General features: G+C 42.7%; 18 protein-coding genes, 1 pseudogene and 3 riboswitches. Of the genes and pseudogenes, 11 read left to right on the forward strand and 8 right to left on the reverse strand.

Annotation, left to right across the window (positions count from 1 at the left end):
- Positions 1-55 precede the first annotated feature (55 nt).
- Positions 56-1,240 carry a DUF4317 domain-containing protein gene (locus tag ABXS78_RS04785; RefSeq protein WP_366249139.1) on the reverse strand — a complete coding sequence of 395 codons (1,185 nt, stop codon included), beginning with the start codon at positions 1,238-1,240 and terminating at the stop codon, positions 56-58.
- Positions 1,241-1,739: 499 nt separating this feature from the next.
- Entirely contained in the window at positions 1,740-1,994 is a 255-nt protein-coding gene (locus ABXS78_RS04790; RefSeq protein WP_366249140.1) for a hypothetical protein, read from the reverse strand.
- Positions 1,995-2,393: 399 nt separating this feature from the next.
- Here ABXS78_RS04790 and ABXS78_RS04795 point away from each other — a divergent pair, with 399 nt between their 5' ends.
- The 11 genes and pseudogenes from ABXS78_RS04795 (at position 2,394) to ABXS78_RS04845 (ending at position 13,523) form a co-directional block, all read left to right on the forward strand.
- The gene (locus ABXS78_RS04795; protein ID WP_366249141.1) at positions 2,394-2,807 is read left to right on the forward strand and encodes a Fur family transcriptional regulator; all 414 of its coding nucleotides are present in this window, start codon (positions 2,394-2,396) and stop codon (positions 2,805-2,807) included.
- Positions 2,808-3,285: 478 nt separating this feature from the next.
- Positions 3,286-4,236: a metal-binding protein ZinT gene (locus ABXS78_RS04800; RefSeq protein WP_366249142.1), complete on the forward strand. Its 951-nt coding sequence runs from the start codon at positions 3,286-3,288 to the stop codon at positions 4,234-4,236.
- Between the two features lie 85 nt (positions 4,237-4,321).
- The gene (locus tag ABXS78_RS04805; RefSeq protein WP_366249143.1) at positions 4,322-5,848 is read left to right on the forward strand and encodes a zinc ABC transporter substrate-binding protein; all 1,527 of its coding nucleotides are present in this window, start codon (positions 4,322-4,324) and stop codon (positions 5,846-5,848) included.
- Between the two features lie 196 nt (positions 5,849-6,044).
- Positions 6,045-6,761 carry a metal ABC transporter ATP-binding protein gene (locus ABXS78_RS04810; RefSeq protein ID WP_366249144.1) on the forward strand — a complete coding sequence of 239 codons (717 nt, stop codon included), beginning with the start codon at positions 6,045-6,047 and terminating at the stop codon, positions 6,759-6,761.
- Complete coding sequence (locus ABXS78_RS04815; protein WP_366249145.1) at positions 6,698-7,525, forward strand: metal ABC transporter permease; 828 nt, start codon at positions 6,698-6,700, stop codon at positions 7,523-7,525. The genes ABXS78_RS04810 and ABXS78_RS04815 overlap by 64 nt, the downstream gene beginning before the upstream one ends.
- Before the next feature lie 65 nt (positions 7,526-7,590).
- Positions 7,591-7,695: riboswitch (SAM riboswitch) on the reverse strand.
- Between the two features lie 127 nt (positions 7,696-7,822).
- The gene (gene dhaK / locus ABXS78_RS04820; RefSeq protein WP_366249146.1) at positions 7,823-9,565 is read left to right on the forward strand and encodes a dihydroxyacetone kinase subunit DhaK; all 1,743 of its coding nucleotides are present in this window, start codon (positions 7,823-7,825) and stop codon (positions 9,563-9,565) included.
- 214 nt (positions 9,566-9,779) lie between these two features.
- Entirely contained in the window at positions 9,780-10,583 is an 804-nt protein-coding gene (locus ABXS78_RS04825; RefSeq protein WP_366249147.1) for a zinc-dependent metalloprotease, read from the forward strand.
- 122 nt (positions 10,584-10,705) lie between these two features.
- Entirely contained in the window at positions 10,706-11,188 is a 483-nt protein-coding gene (locus ABXS78_RS04830; RefSeq protein ID WP_366249148.1) for a VOC family protein, read from the forward strand.
- Between the two features lie 16 nt (positions 11,189-11,204).
- The gene (locus ABXS78_RS04835) at positions 11,205-12,260 is read left to right on the forward strand and encodes a nitronate monooxygenase (protein ID WP_366249149.1); all 1,056 of its coding nucleotides are present in this window, start codon (positions 11,205-11,207) and stop codon (positions 12,258-12,260) included.
- 24 nt (positions 12,261-12,284) lie between these two features.
- Complete coding sequence (locus ABXS78_RS04840; protein WP_366249874.1) at positions 12,285-12,905, forward strand: NUDIX hydrolase; 621 nt, start codon at positions 12,285-12,287, stop codon at positions 12,903-12,905.
- A 51-nt stretch (positions 12,906-12,956) separates the two neighbouring features.
- Positions 12,957-13,523: pseudogene (locus tag ABXS78_RS04845) on the forward strand (histidine phosphatase family protein).
- 40 nt (positions 13,524-13,563) lie between these two features.
- Here ABXS78_RS04845 and ABXS78_RS04850 read toward each other — a convergent pair.
- The 6 genes from ABXS78_RS04850 to ABXS78_RS04875 all read right to left on the reverse strand — a co-directional run bounded on the left by ABXS78_RS04850 (position 13,564) and on the right by ABXS78_RS04875 (position 20,271).
- Entirely contained in the window at positions 13,564-14,565 is a 1,002-nt protein-coding gene (locus ABXS78_RS04850) for an oligopeptide/dipeptide ABC transporter ATP-binding protein (RefSeq protein WP_366249150.1), read from the reverse strand.
- Entirely contained in the window at positions 14,562-15,578 is a 1,017-nt protein-coding gene (locus ABXS78_RS04855; protein ID WP_366249151.1) for an ABC transporter ATP-binding protein, read from the reverse strand. The genes ABXS78_RS04850 and ABXS78_RS04855 overlap by 4 nt, the downstream gene beginning before the upstream one ends.
- Positions 15,579-15,591: 13 nt before the next feature.
- Positions 15,592-16,440: an ABC transporter permease gene (locus ABXS78_RS04860; RefSeq protein WP_366249152.1), complete on the reverse strand. Its 849-nt coding sequence runs from the start codon at positions 16,438-16,440 to the stop codon at positions 15,592-15,594.
- Between the two features lie 21 nt (positions 16,441-16,461).
- Positions 16,462-17,406 (reverse strand): ABC transporter permease, encoded by a 945-nt coding sequence (locus ABXS78_RS04865; protein ID WP_366249153.1) that lies wholly within the window; start codon positions 17,404-17,406, stop codon positions 16,462-16,464.
- 69 nt (positions 17,407-17,475) lie between these two features.
- Positions 17,476-19,062 (reverse strand): ABC transporter substrate-binding protein, encoded by a 1,587-nt coding sequence (locus ABXS78_RS04870; protein WP_366249154.1) that lies wholly within the window; start codon positions 19,060-19,062, stop codon positions 17,476-17,478.
- Between the two features lie 12 nt (positions 19,063-19,074).
- Complete coding sequence (locus tag ABXS78_RS04875) at positions 19,075-20,271, reverse strand: M20 family metallopeptidase (protein ID WP_366249155.1); 1,197 nt, start codon at positions 20,269-20,271, stop codon at positions 19,075-19,077.
- Between the two features lie 110 nt (positions 20,272-20,381).
- A riboswitch (SAM riboswitch) is annotated at positions 20,382-20,485 on the reverse strand.
- A gap of 198 nt (positions 20,486-20,683) precedes the next feature.
- A riboswitch (SAM riboswitch) is annotated at positions 20,684-20,787 on the forward strand.
- The last annotated feature ends 22 nt before the right edge of the window (positions 20,788-20,809 follow it).

Consider the following 20,809-nt stretch of genomic DNA (forward strand, 5'->3'; position numbering starts at 1 on the left):
GCAACTATATGAACGCTAATAGCAAAACAAAAAGCAGAGTTCTAATGAACTCTGCTTATTCTTCATTTACTTTGTTGACCAAAGCTTCCTCCGCCATCTTAAACCCTTCAATAACAGTGTCTTCCTCAACCTCAATCATAATACAGCGTTTGTTATTGAAAACAACTTGCCGTACATAACGCAGATCTTCTGGGCTTATTGCGATATTGGCAACCTTCGTTTTGATTTTAATGGATTTGGAATTGTACTTCGGCAATACACTGGTTGCCTTCATTTCATATTTCTCATCATCGATTACCTTTTGATAAGCAGTTTCCACTTTTTCTGGAGTCACATCTTCTACGCCACTCATTGTCAGGACGCGCTGGATATCCTGTTTATCAAGCTTTGGTGCTTCATCTTCTTCATTTTCTTCTACTACACGATTAATTTCCTCATATACACTAGCAAGGGCAGAGGTATTAAGCTGATCGCCAGTGATATCTTTGACTATCTCTTCAAAGACACTTTTATCATCTCTTGCTGTCATGATTTCTTCAGCATTTAAAACATCCTCGATAAAGGCAGTGTCTGGCTCGAATGCTTTTGCTGTAGAGTAGAGCACATGATTCACATCAGCGGCGCTGTCGTTGAAGCATGGGAACAAGAATCCTGATAGTGGTGCTTGCAGATTGATAACAGGATTTACTGTGACATTGTACTTGAATTCTCTTTCCACATAATCAAATTCCAATTCTTTTTTCGGTTCCTGTGTCTTGTTAATACTGCACAGCAGGAAGGAGTGGGAGTACATTGTATCATTGGCGCTTTCCTCTGGATCATCACCCTGGCGTTTCTGGGCTTTCAGGTATTCTGCCTTGATGAATGAGATGACCACATCATGCTCATACTGTCTGTCTTCTAGCATCTTAGCAACAAGCTTCAGCATGTCGTTCGTCCATTCTTCTACATCATTTGTTAGTAAGCCGCGGTGCAGGATAAATTGGCTGCTGTCCTCCACATCCCGTTTAAATCTCAGTTCAAATAGTTTCTCATCAGGCTGACCGGCTAGTACTTTTTTGAAATTGCCTAAGAACAGCTCCTGTTGATCTTCATCCAGCATGCCAAACGGCATACTTTCGTGATGATAGATGTCACTGGATTCTTTCATGATATATACGTTGAAAATATCAGAGATTTTAAGTTTATCATTGCCTTTTTTAAATTGCCTGCGAATCGTTGCGATGTCCTTTTTATTCATATCGTTTCCCGTTCCTTATTGATAGAGTGAAAGCATGTTCACTTATTTTAACATAGAGACTGCCTGAGAAACGTCACTTTTTATGTAGGGTTTTGAATTATATTGAACTAATTTTAGTGGTGATTTATTAAATTAATACAAAGAGTACTTCTAGTAAAGGAGATAGAGAGAGCTGTTAGTAAGAGGCTGGAATAGGAAGAAATGACGTTTCGTACGACGGAAAACAGTCCATATCAAGTGGCTGTTTTAAATTTGTCAAAACTTCTTCTTATTCTCTTATAAGAGGAATCCTCACGGCCGAAGGCACCAAAATTTTCTAATGGAAGTGGACAGTCAGGAGAAGCATCCAGTGTAATATCTTAACTAGTTTAAATTACCATCACTTTTCTGTTTAGAATGAAAATGATTTTTTATCAAAATTTTACTGCCAGCTGACAAAAGGTAAGTATTGCTACTAATTAAGGAGAGAGAACAATTAAGAAAAGGAGTCAGGTTGCAATCATGCATCTATATTAACTGTAATATACATTGCGGCCATATGAGATAAAAATTGGTGAATATTATCTTGAGAAGGTTCCATTCTTTTTAAGATATCTAAAATTGTGTAAAGCTCATCATCAGAAGCATCAAGTAGCTCTGTAACAATAAATTGGCTATCCATAATATGAAAAATATTATTATGTACTAAAGTATAACTTCGAGTAGTGGTTAAATGCTGTGTTAAGAAATCGGAACAATCTTTCTTTAAACTCATATTCATATCCCATCCTTAAATCATAATTATCAAAAATAAACCCAAAATATTAAATGGAGTAAAGAAGAATTATTTTACTCGCAATAAAATTCCTGATATAAAATAAAGCTTTGTATAAAGCATTTTTTTAGAAAAAAAAGTTGACTAAATTTTTATTAGAAGATATGCTGTACCCAACTCAAAGTGTAATCATTACGTTTTATAAAGGGCGAATTCTAATATACACTTTCAATTCGGTATATGCAAGAAAAGGGAGTTTTAGACAGGAGAAGATTCGTAGGGATTTGATTGACAATATTAAGTTCGATAACATAGGAAAATTACATATCTGTTTCTGTTTATCAATATTTTGGACGTACGTCAGGACATTCAATCTTTATACGTCAGGAATGAAGTGTTGTGAATAGAAAAAAAGCCCTAGAAATCTTAAAAGACAATGGTTATAGACAAACAGTACAGAGAGATAAGTTACTTCAGATATTTGAAAGGAACTCAGATTATACTGCTGCTATTGTTGTATGGAAAGAGTTCAATTTAAAGTTTGCAGGAGCAAGTTATAATACTCTTTATCGCAATCTTTATACCATGGTAGAAATCGGTATCTTAGAAATGGCTACTATAGATGGTTTGAAGCACTTTAGATTCCATTGTAATGCTGAAGGGCATAACCATTATTTTATTTGTAATAAATGTGGACATACTAAATCAATTGAAGTTTGTTTATTAAAAAGTGTTCGGAATGTGTTACCGAAGGATTACACAATAGACAACCACCGTTTTGAAGTTTACGGAACATGTCCTGCATGTAAATGATTGAGGAAATAGATAGGTTTTTCCTAAGTACAATCTTACCTGTAATGGAATTTAATGTTTCACCTATATAATTTGATGCTAAGTCCATTAAGAAATTACTACAATGTTTTAATCCACGATTTACTTCTTCACAGTGATACCTTTCCAAGTATCGAATAAAATTTTTTGGTCTATATTTATCTAAAATAATAATGCTAACACTATCTATATCTGGATATTTACCTGAAACCGTGTGCGTATTGAACGAAACCATCTTTGATGCGTCAAGCTTGTCCTCATAACATTCTAAGCTCCTTTTGATTACGTGTATCTTATCTTTTTCCCTATACTTTTCAATCTCCATTTGCCCCATATTATCTGATTTATGATGGAGTTGGGAAAATTTATATTTAATCTTGACAATTGGTAAAAGTGCGTATAGTCTTTAAAGCGTAAAGATTACGATTTAAATACCATTATGGAGAGAGGAAGAACACACTTGAAGAAATTATCTTTGTTTATTAGTTTATTAGCTTTAAGCGCGATATTAGTAGCTTGCCAAGATTCAGAAGAAGAAGCAGCTACTAATAATGCCTCAGAGACCGAAGTACAGGAGGCAGGAGAAATTACGGTAGAAGGTTTAGGTGATCATTATCATACCGGAGATACGATTGAATTAACTGCTGTACTTAGTGAAGATGTTGATTATGACCACTGGCATTGGTACATAAAAGAAAGTGAGCAAACGGAATGGGAAGCGGCTTCTGGTCAAGAGAGTCAAACCTTTACAGGGGAAGCAACTACAGATGGCTTAGAAATTAAAGCTACACTTTACGATGATAATCATGAAGTGTATGCAGAGTCCGAGCCAGTTACCATCGTGATCGACGACCACCATGGTCATGATGAAGAAAGCAGTAACATTTATGAAGGTATCTTTGAAGATGAACAAGTAAAGAATCGTGAATTATCTGACTGGGAAGGAGATTGGCAGTCTGTATATCCTTACCTTTTAGATGGTGACTTAGACGAAGTGTTTGAACACAAAGCAGAAGAAGGCGATATGACAGTGGAAGAATACAAAGAATACTATACAACTGGATATGAAACAGATGTAGAACGCATCATTATTGATAATGGGAATGTAACGTTTTTCCGTAATGGACAAGAATCCCAAGGTGACTATGAATACGATGGATACGAGATTCTAACTTACGAAGCGGGTAATCGAGGCGTACGCTTTATTTATAAGCTTGTGGGCGAAAATGATGACATGCCAAACTATATTCAATTCAGTGACCACAACATTTTTCCAACGGATTCACATCACTACCATTTATATTGGGGAGATGATCGTGAAGAATTATTAGAAGAGGTTACACATTGGCCAACTTATTATCCTTCTGATTTAGACGCAGATGATATAGTTCGTGACCAATTAGCGCATTAAGCAGAGAGGAGAAGAGAAGCAAATTGCTTTTCTTCTCCCTGCTTTTGTCTGATTTCTTTTTTAATATAGCAAAGGAGAGTTTATAGTGAATCCAAAAATGCTCCGAACCATATTAGTTCTTTTTACTGTAACAGCTGTTCTTTTCGGTTGTCAGTCACAAGACACCCAAGAATCCCCGAACAACGAAGAAACCAAAATTTCCGTTATAGCTTCCTTTTTACCTATGTATGAATTTACTAAAAACATTGCTGGGGACAGAGCGGATGTGCAGCTAATGGTCTCCGAAGGACAGGATGCCCATCACTATGAACCTAGTGCACAAGATGTAGCAGCTGTAAACGAAGCTGACGTATTTGTCTACAGCAGTGAAGAAATGGAATTTTGGGTAAAAAGCTTATTTAATACCGTAGAAAATGACAACCTTATCATTGCACGATCTGCAGACAGACCGGGTAAATCAGACACAGGTAGCGTACAAATTGATGGTGTGACTGAACACTATCACACTGGAGATGAGATTGCGCTAACGGCAAAGTTAACAGGAGATGAAGATTATGAACACTGGCATTGGTATCAGCGAGCAAATGCTGATGAAGAATGGGTAGCTATTTCTGGACAAGGATCAGAAACATTTACCTATGAGGCTCCGGAAGAAAGTTTTGAAGTCAAAGCAGTTGTTTATGATAACAATCATAATGTTCATGCAGAATCTGAACCTGTAGAACTTAATATTGATAATCATGATACCCCTGTGCAGGAAGAGGAAGAGCACGAAGGACATGAACATGAAAATCACAGTGATGCACAAGCAGGAGAAGAAGTAACGGTTGCGGGCTTGGCAGACCATTATCATACAGGTGATGTTGTTACACTTGTTGCCGAGAGTGAAGAGGCAGATTATGAGAACTGGAAATGGTTCATAAGAGAAGATGCAAACCAAGATTGGGAAACCGTACCAGATCAAGAGACTGAACGTTTTGAATATAAAACAACAGGAGAAAGCTTTGAAGCCAAGGCTGTACTTTATGATGACGACCAAAATGTTCATGCGGAATCAAGTCCAGTTTCTGTGTTGATTGATGACCATGAGAATCAAGATCCACATATATGGCTTGATCCGGTATTGGCGCAAGATCAAGTCCTTGCTATTCGCAATGCTTTAATAGAGGCTGATCCAGAAGGAAAAGAAATTTATAAAGAGAATGCTGAAGCTTTTGTGAAAGAGCTTAAAGCGTTAGATGAAGAATATCGAACTACATTGGAAGGTGCAGAAAACCGAGCCTTCGTCGTACAGCACCAAGCATTCGGCTACCTTGCAGAACGTTATGACTTAGAACAAATTGCAATTGGGGGACTATCTACTGAAGTAGAACCAAGCCCATCCCGAATTGCTGAAATTGGTGAGTTAGTTCAAGAACACAATGTTCCTGTTATTTATTACCAACAAGGGGCTAGCTCGTCTATCGCTCAAACTGTAGCTAATGAAACAGGGACAGAAACGGCTGTCTTATATGATTTAGAAGTGCTTTCTGAAGAATTACTAGCAAACGATTTAGGATATTTGGAAGCAATGCGTCATAACCTAGAAGCATTACAAGCTAGCATCAATTAAATAAGTAAAAAGAGGAACAGGCTCTATAAAATGAGGTGGACCATTGATGCCTTATTGGTGGTTAACCAAGCTCATCTCAGTGTCCGGAGTATCCGTTTGTCTAGTATAGTGGAGCGGAGTTCGTAAGGACATTATATTCTATAGAGTTTGTTCCCTTTTTCATTGAAAAAGAATAGAAAGGTAGATATATATAAACATGTACTATATTAAAGTAGATGAACTTGCTTTTCATTATGAAAGGGAACCTGTTCTAACAAATATTTCATTTGAATTAAACCCAGGGGACTTTATTATGCTGACAGGAGAAAATGGGGCTGCTAAAAGCACCTTAATACGTAACATCTTAGGCTTGCTTAAGCCCACAACCGGAAAAGTTAGCTTATCGTCCAATAATAGTTTCGGAGAGAAGTTAGTGGTTGGATATGTCCCTCAACAAGTGGCTTCGTTTAATGTTGGCTTCCCCAGTACTGTATTGGAATTAGTTCAGTCTGGTCGTTATCAAAGAGGCAAATGGTTTAGGAACTTAAATAAAGACGATAAAGAACAAGTTAGACGTGCCCTTGAATCAGTAGGCATGTGGGATATGCGTTACAAAAAGATAGGCGAATTGTCGGGGGGACAAAAACAGAGAATTTCTTTAGCTCGTGTCTTTGCGACAGATCCGGATCTGTTTGTATTAGATGAACCTACCACAGGAATGGATACAGAATCACGTGAGGAATTTTACAAGTTGTTAAAGCATAAAAGCGATGTGCATGGGAAGGGAATTTTGATGGTCTCACATGACCATGAAGAACTTCGAAATTACTGCAATAAACATATCGAACTTATACGGAAGGAGGGATTGCCTTGGAGATGTTTCTCTATGGATTCATGCAAAGAGCTTTCCAAGCCTCACTTCTTATCTCATTGATTGCTCCATTTTTAGGGTTATTTCTCATATTACGTAGGCAGTCACTTATGGCAGACACTCTAGCTCACGTCTCCTTAGCCGGAGTGGCATTAGGACTATTAGTCAGCATCAACCCAACCTGGACAAATATTTTGATGGTGATATTTATTGCAGTTTTACTGGAATATATACGTATGTTATATCGAACATATTCTGAGGTTTCTATTGCTATCTTGATGTCAGCTGGAATGGCTTTAGCATTGTTTCTAATGAGTTTGAATCAGGGTGGTACAACACTGAATATCAACCAGTTTTTATTTGGATCAATCGTAACAATTAGTAAGGGGCAGGTTTGGATACTTTATCTATTGGCAGGTACCATTCTATGCTTATATCTAATATTTCGTAAGGCAATGTATGTAATGATCTTTGATGAAGAAACGGCATTTACTGCTGGATTGCCTATAAAGACTATGTCAATCTTATTCAATGTGTTAACTGGTATCACAATTGCTATTATTATGCCTATTGTAGGTGCATTATTAGTGTCAGCAATTTTAATTTTACCTGCAGCCATTTCTATGCGCTTGAGCAGAAGCTTTTCGAGCACTATATTGATTGGGATACCTATTACGTTAGCTAGTATGTTAAGCGGATTAGTAACTTCTTATGAGTATGGTACTCCACCGGGTGCAACCATTACCTTGATCCTTGTTGCAGTCCTAGCAATTATAACTATCCTTAAAAGATTAGCAAAGGTATTCAAAATGAACAAAAGTTTTTAAGAAGCGGACCTAAAATATCGAGATATCTATTAGTAGAGCAGACTCCTAACACCATTCGTTCACGCTTCTTATCTTCAGGATCTATCATCCTTCTGAATTTGGCACAGTGCTAGTAACAGTCGGTTGCCGAGGCTTCACTGGGTCCGTCGTTTCACCTCTCTTGATAAAGAACAAGTATACCTTTGTGAATGCATTTAAAGTATTCAGACTTGTCATCCTAGTTTGTGCAATTCCTGAATTGTTCTGTTAAGCTGGAGGAAGAAAGACACTTTTGCTTGTATAAGAGGAGGATAACCGATGAAAAAAATCATTAACCGACCAGAGGATGTTGTCCTGGAGATGTGTCACGGATTGGTATTGGCTCACCCGGAACTCGAATTTTTGAAGAAGTATAAAGTGATCAAACGAAAACAATTACAGACAAATAAGGTTACCTTAATCAGTGGGGGAGGCAGCGGGCATGAGCCTTCTCATGCAGGCTTTGTCGGGGAAGGTATGCTGGATGCAGCGGTATGTGGCGATATGTTTGCTTCGCCTTCTCAAATTCAAGTGTATCAAGCTATCAAGGAGACGGCAGGTGAGAAGGGAACTCTGCTGATCATTAAGAATTACAGCGGGGATATTATGAACTTCAAGAACGCAGCACACCTTGCTAAAGAGGATGGTCTGGAAGTCGATTATGTGAAGGTCGATGATGATATCGCTGTGGAGGATAGTCTTTATACAGTTGGAAGACGCGGTGTAGCTGGAGTCGTGCTTGTACATAAGGTCGCCGGAGCAGCTGCAGCCGAAGGCCGTGACTTACAGCAGGTGAAGGTGGTAGCGGAAAAAGCTGTATCTAGAACCCGCAGTATCGGTGTGGCCTTGACATCCTGCACATTGCCAGGAGGTGAACCGACATTTAAGCTGGCTGAGGATGAGATGGAGTATGGTGTCGGGATCCATGGAGAACCTGGTATTCGACGGGAAAAAGTTCTTTCAGCTGACGAACTTGCTAAACGGATGGTCGAGGATCTGTTGAAGGAAGGACAGCCAGAGGAAGATGCGGCTTTATTGATTAACGGATTTGGCGGAACACCATTACAAGAATTGTATCTGTTCAATCAATCTGTCAATCGTGAACTAGCTGAACGGAATATTAAAATAAACCGGATATTCGTAGGCAACTATATGACTAGTATCGATATGGCAGGTGTGTCGGTAACGATTATGTCACTTGATGATGAGCTGCGCACACTGCTCTCCAGTGAATCAGATACACCAGCTCTCAAGATTGACGGACCTGTAGAGCAGCCAGCGTTTTCCAGTTTTAAGGAAGCAGCAGACAATGCGGATGTTTCTTATCAGGTAGAAACGGACAGCGCGTATGCACAAGTAAAAGAGGACTCTATTACACTGGAAAACATAATCTACTTAGTGGATAAAATGAGCGAGATTATCATTGAAAATGAAGCTGCCTTCAACAAGCTTGATACACATGCTGGAGATGGGGATTTCGGTAATAGTGTGGCAAAAGGCTTCCGTCAATTGAAACGGGAATGGAAACATATTCTCGATGAAGACAACCTTACGATTGGCAGCTTCCTTAATGACTCTTCCATGGTGATCATGGAGCATTGCGGTGGTGCTTCAGGACCAATTTGGGGTGGCGCGTTCCGTGCTGCCGGAAAAGCAGCTGGTGAGAAGAAAGAGCTCACTGTGACAGAATTCGCAGATATCCTGCAGCGTGTCGTAACGGCAATCCAGGATATTGGAGAACGCTCCTTTGGTCGCGGAGCTGAGGTCGGGGATAAGACATTGATTGATGCACTCGCACCATGTGCGGATAGCTGGAAGCAGAGTGCTGCAGCTAATGAAGATGTGAAGACAGCCTTCAAAAAAGGCGCAGAGGCTGCAGTTACTGGTGCGGAGAAGACGAAGGAAATCGTTGCACGGATGGGACGTGCTGGAACGGTAGGAGAGCGCAGTCTTGGTTATCCGGATGCAGGCGCGCATGCACTGGGTGTCATTTTTACTAAATTAGCTGCTGCATTGAAATAATCCTATGCAGCAGAGAGTGAGTTTCCTAGATTAGTTCAGGTTTTGGATTGCTTTGGTTAGTAAGTAGTATATCTTTGTCAAAAACCTTGTAAAGGGAAGGTGACAAAAGCTGTCTTTTCCCGACAAACTAGGCCTTTCTTTCCCAATCCAGATAGACAGGAATCTGACAGAAAATCATAGAATTCTACTTTAAATCTATTTAAGGAGGATTCATATGAAAAAGAAATCGATTCTTGCTGGAGCTCTGCTTATCACGTCCTTATTATCAGTCCCTTCTGTATCGTTAGCTGACGAAGTGCATGATCATGGGCATAACCATGAAACAGTCGGTTTTGACCATATTGGAGACAAGCTCCCTAAAGCAGGGGATTTCAAAGACTTGGAGTCTGCACCGTCTATTGAGCAATCAACGGAAGTAGTCGAGTTTAACAGTAGAGGAAAAGAAGTGGAAAAACACCGGACAGAAAGTAATACAGGCGGATTTAGTATAGCGGATACAGGCAGCCAAAAGGTGACAGTCCTGGCTGTTGCCGATGAAGAATATCGAGCTGCTTATCCGGATTGGCAGCAAAGGATTATTTCAATTGTGGAACAAGCAGACAATGCTTTCAACCGTGATCATGATGTGGACTACGTCGTCGAGGCTGTTGGACAATGGTCGTCCAGCGGATCAAATAGCTCTGCTTTGCTGCAGGACTTACAGCGTGACTGGGATGGACGCGGGTATGATTTTGTTGCTGGTTTTACAAGAGACAGCCGATTTGATGCAGGTGGTATTGCATATGTATATAGCGGAGCACCTTCCGGAAGTGCGATTAGTGTAAACCTTGATCAAGGAACAAGAAATACTGCATACGCAGCACAGCATGAATTTACGCATAACTATGGCATCGGTCACGATGCGCAGGGAAGCGGAATCCGCTGCATCATGAACTATGATTATTCATACACAGTAGACTACTGGGATGAAGGTCATGATCGTGTGCTGTCACAAAATAAATTCTGGTACGGATCTTAAGAAAAGCGGCGGCCGATATGGCCGCTTTTTTTATTTTCTATTTTCAGAAAATACTTTCAATCTATTTTTATAATGGATTTTTTGTTATATATTGGTAGTGAAGCGAGGGAGGAGCGGAACTAATGATAGAAGGTTTGTACGAAGCACATCTCCCAGTTAGTAATTTGCAAAAATCTATTACATTTTATCAGGGGTTAGGTATAGAGCTATCACATATTCATGAAGATAGGCTAGCTTTCTTTTGGATTAAAAAGGACCATAGCTGGCTTGGTCTCTGGGAATCGGATAAAGCGGAGCTTGCCTATCATCCATCCATAAGACATGTCGCATTTCAAGTGAGTTTGGAAAATCTAAAAGGTGCATCCGGATGGTTAAGAGATAGAGGCTATCAGCCGAGAGAGGCTTTCGGTTTTGGGCCTTATGAACCTTTTGTGATGGCGCATGATGGAATGGCACATGCTAAGATTCATTTCAATGATCCAGATGGAAACAGTCTGGAGCTGATTACGAAGATAGACAACCCAAACAATGTCACTTCCAGGATGTATTTGAGTGAATGGGAGAAAGAGAACGCTAATAAGCAGAGTAGGGATAGAAGTTTGTGAAGGGAGAAATCAGAGAATGGCAAATCGTTTATTTGAAGCTTTATCTATTACTCATCCAATTATTCAGGCACCTATGGCGGGAGGAATAACAACAGCAGAATTAGTGATAGCTGTATCTGAAGCAGGCGGATTAGGCATGATTGGTGCTGGTTATCTAAATGCAGAAAGTACCCGCAATCAAATACAAGAAGTAAAGGCTGGAACAGATAAATCCTTTGGTATCAATTTATTTGTACCAAATCCTTACAAAGAAGAGGAGGATGTCATTCATCGAGCACAAGTATCACTTCAGCCGTTTCTGGAGAAACTGGGCTCTTCAGGTGCAGAGAGTGAATTCCTGTCTTATGAACAGACCTTAGGAATATTCCTTGAGCAGGTAAAAGTCGTCATACAAGAAAAGGTACCAGTTTGTTCGTTCACATTTGGAATTCCTTCTTCCGATGTCATCCACTTTTTGAAACAAGCGGGCGTATACACCATTGGTACAGCAACTACTTTGGCAGAGGCGCAGGCAATTGAAGCAGCTGGAATGGACGCGGTTGTCCTGCAGGGGAGCGAGGCAGGAGGTCATCGGGGGAACTTCCTAGCGGAAGTGGAACAAAGTATGATTGGACTGATGGCACTGATACCGCAAACTGTCGATAAGGTGAATATTCCGGTCATTGCTGCTGGAGGTATAATGGATCGACGCGGGGTCAAGGCGGCTCGCTGTTTAGGCGCACAAGCAGCGCAGCTCGGCACCGCATTTTTAACGTGTAAAGAAAGCGGTGCAAACCCATTACATAAGCAAGCAATTCTGGAGGGACAGCAAGTAGACAAGACAACATTAACGAAAGCTTTCTCTGGCAAGGCGGCCAGAGGCATCGAAAATGATTTTATCCGTGAAATGCGGGAAGTTGAGACGGAACTGCCGGACTTTCCTATCCAGAATACATTGACAAAGCCTATTCGATCCGCTGCTGCACAAAACAATGATAGAAACATGATGTCCTTATGGTGCGGGCAAAACCCAAATTTAGCAGAGCCTATCACTGCTAAGGAACTGGTGCATAAACTAGTAGACGAGGAATAAAATACGATAACGGGATAATAGGTGATAGTCTTGGAAAAATGGCTCGAATGGGCAAGAAGAATACAGGCAATCTCCCAAGCTGGGTTGCATTTCTCAAAGGATGTATTCGATCGGGAGAGATACGAGGAACTGCAGCAGCTCAGTGCGGAAATTATCGCTAACTATACGAAGCAGTCGGCAGAGGACGTTGAGAAGACACTTGCAGCAGAAAAAGGGTACCCTACCCCGAAGCTGGATATCCGCGGTGTTGTTTTCCGGGAAGGGAAGCTGCTGTTAGTGAAAGAGAAGATGGATGAACGGTGGTCACTGCCGGGCGGTTTTTGTGAGGTAGGGCTGTCGGCCAGTGAGAATGCTGTAAAGGAAATCAAAGAGGAGTCGGGGTACGATGTTGTACCTAAGAAACTTTTAGCGGTGCTCGATTCGGATAAGCATACCGACAAGCCGCAAATGTTTCACTACTACAAGATTTTCCTGCAATGCGAGCTTGTCGGCGGAGGAGCACAGGAAAGTGTGGAGACGAGTGAGATCGGCTTTTTTGGAGAAACAGAGTTGCCGCCATTGTCGTTGAAAAGAAATACAGCAACTCAAATCAAGATGCTGTTCGAAGCTCTGCGCAATCCTAGGAAAGAGAGTGTATTTGATTAAGTGAATTCTGCCCTGGAGCTGAAAAGTTATTTAAAGATTGGAGGTGCAAACATAACTACTATAATTTATTTGGTTAGACATGGTGAATCGCCTAAGGAAGGTAATGAAAGAACAAGAGCTTTGACTGAAAAAGGAAAGCAGGATGCTTTAAAAATTGCCGAATCTTTAAAGGGCGAAGGGATAGAGGTCTTTGCTTCAAGTCCTTACAACGCGTGCAGTTGAAACAATCCAAGGCTTGGCAGAACATGCGGGAAAAGAAGTAGATGAAATCGAAGATCTGCGGGAGCGCGTCTTTGTTTCCGGTGATGCGCGGATTTCTGATAAGGAGCTATTACCTTTGTTGAAGAAATCTTTTGCTGATCCAAACTTCTGTTTACCAGGAGGCGAGTCGAATGCTGCTTGTCAAAAGAGGGCTATAGCAGTATTGGAGGATTTATTGAAAACCTATCAGGGATCTAAAATAGCGATAGGTACACATGGTGCTATTATGACCGTCAGTATGGTTTGGATTTCTTATTACAATCGTCTAAGCCGGATTTATATAGGATGGAGTTCAATGGTTATAAACTGACAGGGGTAGAAAGATTATGGATGAATCCAGGGAAGAATGGTTTATAGTACATAAAAAGCAACCTGCCAACGCAGGTTGCTTTTCAATTTATAACGTAATTCTCGCTTTCTCCTCCGCTCCAACAGGAAAGAAACAAGCCACTTCCTGTCCAGGTACACCTCGTTCTTCCGGAATGGGGACGTTGGTCTTACAGAACTCCGCGGCTTTCGGACAGCGAGTGTGGAATACGCAGCCCGATGGCGGATTAGCAGGGGAGGGAAGTTCTCCTTTCAGGACGATGCGTTCTCGCGCGCGTTCTTTGTCTGGATCTGGCAGCGGCACAGCGGAAAGCAATGCATTTGTATAAGGATGCTGCGCATGTGTCTGGAATGATTCTCGATTGGATCTTTCCATCACTTTGCCAAGATACATGACGGCGACACGGTCAGCAATGTGATTAATGACGGAAAGGTCGTGTGCAATGAATACATACGTCAGATCCAACTTCTTCTGAAGATCCTGGAATAAGTTGATCACTTGGGCCTGGACGGATACATCAAGCGCACTGACTGGTTCGTCACAGACGATCAGCTGCGGCTCCAGAGCAATAGCGCGGGCAATACCAATCCGCTGACGCTGACCGCCTGAGAATTCATGAGGCAGTCGGTTATAATGGTCATCTGGATTCAAACCAACTAGCTCCATCAGCTCTTTCACGCGCGATTCCAGGTTTTTGGTCTTTTTGTACGCTTTAAGAGGAGCAGCGATACTCTCGCTCACTTTCATGCGCGGATTCAAGCTTGTATACGGATCCTGGAACACCATTTGCATATTTCGTCGCAGCTCGTAAAGCTCCTTGGCAGATGCGTCTGTATATGTGTTTCCTTCAAAAAGAATGTCTCCAGAAGTAGGCTTTTGCAGTCCGACGATGCTTCGGGCAAGTGTGCTTTTCCCGCAGCCGGATTCGCCTACAATACCTAGTATCTCCCCTTTTTTTACTGTCAAATCTATGCCATTCAAGGCTTTTACATGACCTGTTGTCCTTTGTAAAACACCGTTCTTAATTGAGAAATGGACGTGAAGATCCTTTATTTCCAATAATGCAGTCATGACAGCAGCACTCCTTTCCGTTCGGCTACAGCTCGTTTTTCTTTATTGAATTCGGGCTTACTGAGTATACACGCAGCCAAATGGTTTGTTCCGCGTTCCGAGAGCGGCGGGGCAGTCTGAAGGCAAGCATCTCTCGCAAATGGACAGCGAGGATGGAAGTTGCAGCCTTTTGGCGGGTGAATCAGATTCGGCGGATGCCCCTCGATATGGAGCAGCCTCTCGGGAGCCCCTGCATCAAGTCTTGGAATCGAGCGCAGTAGCGACCATGTATACGGCATTGCAGTGTCATAGAAAATATCAGCTGTACTGCCAGATTCAACAATTTTACCGGCATACATGACGAGGATCCTGTCTGCTAGATTTGCCACAACGCCTAAATCATGGGTGATCATTATTATTGCGGTACCATATTTCTGCTGAATGCTTTTCAATAACTCGATGATTTGAGCTTGGATTGTTACATCCAATGCTGTTGTCGGCTCATCAGCTATAAGCAGTTTTGGTCTTGCTGCCAGTGCAATAGCGATCAGAACGCGCTGGCGCATCCCGCCGGAAAATTGGTGCGGATAATTTTGCATCCGGCGTTCGGGATCCGGGATGCCGACATCTGTCAGCAGCTCAATTGCTTTTTGTCGAGCTTCTTTTTTGGAAAGCTTCTGGTGCGTCTGAATTGCTTCCATCAGCTGTCTGCCGATCTTGAAAACTGGGTTGAGGCTTGACATCGGATCTTGAAAGATCATGGCAATTTCTTTCCCGCGCAAATTACGAAGGCGCTTTTTATCCATTGTCAGGATGTTCTCGCCTTCGAACAGAATTTCGCCCTTTGGATACGTTGCGGGCGGTTCTGGATTAAGTTTCGTCAGCGAGTGGGCGAGTACACTTTTTCCACTGCCGGATTCCCCGACAATGCCGATTGTCTGCCCGGCTTTTAGCCGGAAGGATACACCATTAACTGCTTTGACGAGGCCAGCTGGTGTATCCAGGTGTACATGCAGATCATTTACTTCTAGCATAATGAAACCTCCTCTAGGCAGCTGGTGCTGTTTGCTTTGGTTTGCGTTTTCGTTTTTTCTTGACGCTATGCGGATCAAAAGCATCCCGTAGCCCGTCACCAAGTATGTTCAACGACAAAACGGTAATGACGATCGCGATACCAGGGAAAATCGAGAACCATGGAGCAATCGTGATATAAATTTGTGATTCCTGCAGCATATTGCCCCATGTCGGTGTGGACGGATTCACTCCGACACCTAGAAAGCTTAGTGCAGCTTCTGCCAGGATTGCTTTAGCAAAGATGAATGTACTTTGCACAATAATTGGAGAGAGTACATTCGGCAGGATATACCGGAAGATGATCACCACATTATTCGTTCCTGTCGTTTTTGCAGCTTCAATGTATTGTGCGTTTTTTATTTGCAGCACGGCAGAGCGTACGACTCGAGCCATGACTGGGAAGAAGGCAATTGTCAGGGCAATGACGATATTTGTAATGCTTCCACCTAAAGCTGCAACTAGTGCTAATGCAAGCAGAAGGGCAGGGAAGGCGAGAAAGCCATCCACAATCCGCATCAGAATGAAATCTGTCTTACGGAAATAGCCGGATACGAGTCCAATCAGTGTGCCAATCACAGTTGCTACGACGGCTACTATGACGCCGACAGCCAGTGACACGCGTGCAGCCACAATAACCCGTGCAAAGATGTCCCGGCCAAAATCATCTGTACCAAACCAATGGGTGCCAGATGGTGCAAGCAGACGCTGGTTGGCATCTATCGCCGCAGGGGAGACCGGCAGCCACAGATTTGCCGTTATGGTTGCCAATGCAACGAGTAAGAAAATAGTAAGTGCAATAATATTCCTCTTCTTTGACATCATCGTTAATGTACCTCCTTCGGTTCAGTCATAGCGGATTCTCGGATCAAGGAATGCATACAAAAGATCGACGATCAAGTTGACCAGGACATAGATTGCGGAGATGAATAGCACGACGCCTTGAATCACAGGGTAATCACGTCGGTGAATCGAGTCGATCAGCAGCTGTCCGATCCCAGGGATGGTGAAAAGTGTTTCAATAATAACCGTTCCGCCAAGCAGACCTGCCACTGTGGCACCTAGAACAGTTGTTGTCGGGATAAGCGCATTGGAGAATACGTGCTTCATCAATACATCACGTTCACGGACGCCTTTCGCTCGTGCTGTTTTTGTATAATCCTGGTTCACGGAATCAAGCATGCTGTCGCGTAGCATTCGGGCAATGATGCCGATTTCCACTAATGCCAGCACAAAAGCAGGCAGCAGCAAATGATAAATCCATGGACCAAAGCCTTCCGCAAGCGGCATATAGCCTGCAACCGGGAAAATCGGGAATGTTACGCCAAACACGAGTACAAGCAAAATCGCAAGCCAGAATTCCGGAATGGATACACCTAGAAGGGAAGCGTTAGTAAATAACGGATCCAGAATTGTTTTACGCAAGGACACAATCAGGATCGCAAGCGGAATGGAGATGACCAAAATAAAGAGCAGGGACAATACCATCAAGCTGATTGTCGGTCCAAAGTTGCCAAAGATCAGTTCCGTTACTGGCTGGGCAGAATAGACACTCGTACCGAGGTCGCCGGTAATGACTTGTTTAAGCCAATCGAAGAATTGGATATACAAAGGCTCATTCAATCCAAGCTGCTCTTCCAGCTGTGCAATAGCCTCAGGAGAAGCGTCTTCACCAAGGATGATGAAGGCTGGATTTCCTGGCGTCAGGTGAACGAGCAGGAATACAATGATGCTGACGACTAGCATAACCGGTATAACAGATAACAGTCTTCGGATCGTGTAACTAAGCACATGCGTCACTCCTTTATTTAGAAATGGAAGAAAATCGCCAGCGGTAACGCAGGCGATTTTCTCGGGGCATTACTGTGATTTCCATGTATTCCAGAAGCGAGGACCATACCAATCATCATAATCCTCAAGCTTGGAAGTTCGTGCATCCAATGTGGAAAGGTTGCTTACTTTTTCAAATGGAAGCTCGTCATAGATCGTCTTGTTCAGCTCAGCGAGGATTTCTTGCTGAGCGCCCTCATCTTCCGCTTCACCCCACTGGGCAATCAGTTCCTGCCAGCGTTCGCTGTTGTACCAGCCGCTGCTGTTGGAATCCTGGCTCACTACACCGGCTTGGTTCGGCGAGAAGAAAGGAGACCAGCCGACTACGACCATATCCCAGTTAGCGCCATCGCTCCATTTTTCCAGGTAAGTTGCCCATTCATAGGACTCCAGCTCGACGTTGAAACCAACTGCTTCAAGCTGCTGTTCTGCGATTTCGGCAATTTTCTTATACTCTGCATGGTCATTGGAGAAGATGATCTTCACCGGCTGACCGTCATAGGAGCTGTCTTCAAGCAGCTTTTTAGCTTCATCTTGGTCAAAAGCATCGAAGTTATCAATGTTTTGATCTGAGTAAAGAGCTGTCTGATCTGGTGTGAACAAGGCGCCGTCCAGATTATAAAATTCGCTGTTGCCATATGTTGCTTTCGCAATGGCTTCTTTATCTAGTGCAGCATGCAGTGCTTCTCTGACCTTGATGTCATCGAAAGGTGCTTCTGATTTATCCGGGGTAATGACGGAATAGCCATTGCTGGAAATAGCCGGTTCAACATTCGGTGTCGTATCAACTACATCATATAAATCAAGCGGAATGGACTGTACATAATCATAAAGATCTGTCTTCAGACCATTGAGCATTACTTGCGGGTCTTTTACAATCTTGAAATGAATTGTATCCAGGTATGCAGTTTTCTTACCTGTCAAACCGCCCCAGTCTTCTTCTTCACGAGATTGATAGTCTTCGAATTTTGATAGGACAATCTCATTCCCGCGCTTCCATGAATCAAATTTGAATGGACCTGTACCGATTAGCTGCTCGTTTGTCAGCGGTTGTTCACCTGCAGCTTCCGCAATGTCAGCTGGAAGGATTACAGCAGATGCTTTTGGTGCAGACATATCAGTAAGCAAAGCGGTATACGGATCGTTAAGTGTAATGACCAATGTCAGGTCATCCGTTGCTTCTATGGAATCAACATGCGTTGCAGTGATCTTACCGACAGAGGAGACCTTCAGCCAGCGGTCGATAGATGCTTTTGCGTCTTCCGCTGTTACGTCTTGCCCGTTATGGAACTTAAGTCCGTCACGAAGCGTGATCGTATAGGTTTTCTTATCATCACTAACGGTATAATCATCGGCAAGCAAAGGGCGTACTTGATAATCATGATCTAGTGCAAATAAACCTTCGTAAATATGCCAGCCAATTTTTCTGGTAGCACTTTCTCCGGAATACATCCAGTCAAGCGTATCAGGATCGGCAGTCATGGCAACGTTCAAGTCGCCTCCTTCCACAGGTTCTCCGCCGCTTGCGTCGGAACTGCTGCTGGAACTGCTGGAGCACCCGAACAGGGCGATGGTGGCCATCAGGCCGAATAATATAAGTGCAAGCTTCTTATTCAATATACTTCCTCCTTAGCTTCCCAATAACGAGAATACGATTTTCGTGAATGCTTTTTCCGTGATGAGCAAAGCACGCTCATCGATGTCGAACTTAGGGTGGTGATGCGGATAATGGGTGCCTGTATCTTCATTGCGGGAGCCGACTTTAAAGAAGCTTCCCGGTTTCTCTTGTAAGTAATAAGCGAAATCCTCTGCTCCCATCCCGGTTTCCAGCGGGATAACTTGATCTTCACCGAATTCCTCGGCAAAAAGACGCTGCAGAAGTGCAGTTTCTTCTGGATGGTTGTAAAGAGCAGGGTAGCCATGTAAATAATCGATTGAATAGGTTGCGCCGAAACCGGTTGCAATACCGGCTACAATGGACTCTATTTGTTTTCTCACCTGCTGGCGGATGTCAGCATTGAATGTCCGTACTGTTCCTTCCAATCTGGCAGTATCCGGAATAACATTGAATGCTTGGCCAGATTGAAATACACCAAGTGTCACAACTGCGGATTCAAGCGGGTTGACTCTGCGGCTGACAATCTTTTGCAGGGCGCTGACGATATCACTTCCGATGACAATTGGATCGACAGCCTCATGAGGAGCTGCGCCATGACCGCCTTTTCCTTGGATAGTAATCGCGAATTTATCTACTGCTGCCATCTTGAAGCCTTCGCCAACACCGATCTTTCCGATAGGAGCGGCCGAATTAAGGTGAGCACCGTAGACATAGTCAACACCATCAAGTGCACCATCTTCAATCATCGCTTTTGCACCGCCTGGAGGTACTTCTTCAGCCGGCTGGAACAAAAAGACCACTTTACCTTTCAGACTATCCTTATGTTTGATCAGTGATTTGGCAGTTCCAAGGAGTGCTGCGGTATGGCCGTCATGACCGCAAGCATGCATTACGCCAGGAGTCTTGGATCGATAGGCTGTTTCTTTTTCATCTTCTATCGGAAGGGCATCGAAATCTGCTCGCAGTGCAATTGTTGGTCCTGCTGCCTTACCTGATAGGGTAGCGACGATGCCATATCCGCCAATATTTGTCTGGATATCTTCATAGCCGAAGCTGCGCAGCTTGTCGGCGATAAAACGGGCGGTCTCTGTCTCCTGGAAACTTAATTCAGGATGCTGATGCAAATAACGTCTCCACTCCACGACTTCTGCGAAATTATCTTCCAGCTCCGTATGTACTACCGCAAGTGTCTGCTTGATCTGTTCCATTTTCAAACCTCCTGTAACAATCTTGATATTTCCAATGAAAATAATCGGGATTAAGTTCAAAAAAAGACCCTCTTCCAGACAGAAGAGGGTCTTTTAAAGATTTTCCGCTCTTCTTATCTTCAGTGTTAAACACCTGGAATTAGCACAGTACTGCGGCTTGCAGCCTGTTGCTTTGGTTTCGTTGGGCCATTCCCTCCACCAATCTCGATAAGAAATATCAGTTGTAAGGAAAAGGATAGACCGAAAAGTTCTAGGTGTCAATCCTATTTTTTGTCGCTATTTTTCCTGATCGGCATGACTACGCCAAAAAATCCATTAGTAAAAGATTCATTTGGCAGAAAATTTTAAATAATGCTTGACTGTACATTCTTTTGTGATAACATAGCTTTAATATAAAAATTATATAGAACTTTTCTTATCAAGAGAGACGGAGGGACTTGGCCCAGTGATGTCTCAGCAACCAGTCTGAGAAGACACGGTGCTAAATCCAAAAGGTATCCGCCTTAAAGATAAGAAGCTGATTCGGTCATGACTGAAC

Origin of the sequence: Terribacillus aidingensis, from assembly GCF_040703035.1 — a bacterium.
GTDB lineage: Bacteria > Bacillota > Bacilli > Bacillales > Amphibacillaceae > Terribacillus.

Excerpts from the sequence above, each read along its gene's own strand:
- ABXS78_RS04850 (WP_366249150.1), bottom strand. The coding sequence starts at position 14,565 with ATGACTGCATTATTGGAAATAAAGGATCTTCACGTCCATTTCTCAATT.
- ABXS78_RS04835 (WP_366249149.1), top strand. The coding sequence starts at position 11,205 with ATGGCAAATCGTTTATTTGAAGCTTTATCTATTACTCATCCAATTATT.
- ABXS78_RS04855 (WP_366249151.1), bottom strand. The coding sequence starts at position 15,578 with ATGCTAGAAGTAAATGATCTGCATGTACACCTGGATACACCAGCTGGC.
- ABXS78_RS04825 (WP_366249147.1), top strand. The coding sequence starts at position 9,780 with ATGAAAAAGAAATCGATTCTTGCTGGAGCTCTGCTTATCACGTCCTTA.
- dhaK (WP_366249146.1), top strand. The coding sequence starts at position 7,823 with ATGAAAAAAATCATTAACCGACCAGAGGATGTTGTCCTGGAGATGTGT.
- ABXS78_RS04860 (WP_366249152.1), bottom strand. The coding sequence starts at position 16,440 with ATGATGTCAAAGAAGAGGAATATTATTGCACTTACTATTTTCTTACTC.
- ABXS78_RS04790 (WP_366249140.1), bottom strand. The coding sequence starts at position 1,994 with ATGAGTTTAAAGAAAGATTGTTCCGATTTCTTAACACAGCATTTAACC.
- ABXS78_RS04785 (WP_366249139.1), bottom strand. The coding sequence starts at position 1,240 with ATGAATAAAAAGGACATCGCAACGATTCGCAGGCAATTTAAAAAAGGC.
- ABXS78_RS04810 (WP_366249144.1), top strand. The coding sequence starts at position 6,045 with ATGTACTATATTAAAGTAGATGAACTTGCTTTTCATTATGAAAGGGAA.
- ABXS78_RS04875 (WP_366249155.1), bottom strand. The coding sequence starts at position 20,271 with ATGGAACAGATCAAGCAGACACTTGCGGTAGTACATACGGAGCTGGAA.
- ABXS78_RS04830 (WP_366249148.1), top strand. The coding sequence starts at position 10,706 with ATGATAGAAGGTTTGTACGAAGCACATCTCCCAGTTAGTAATTTGCAA.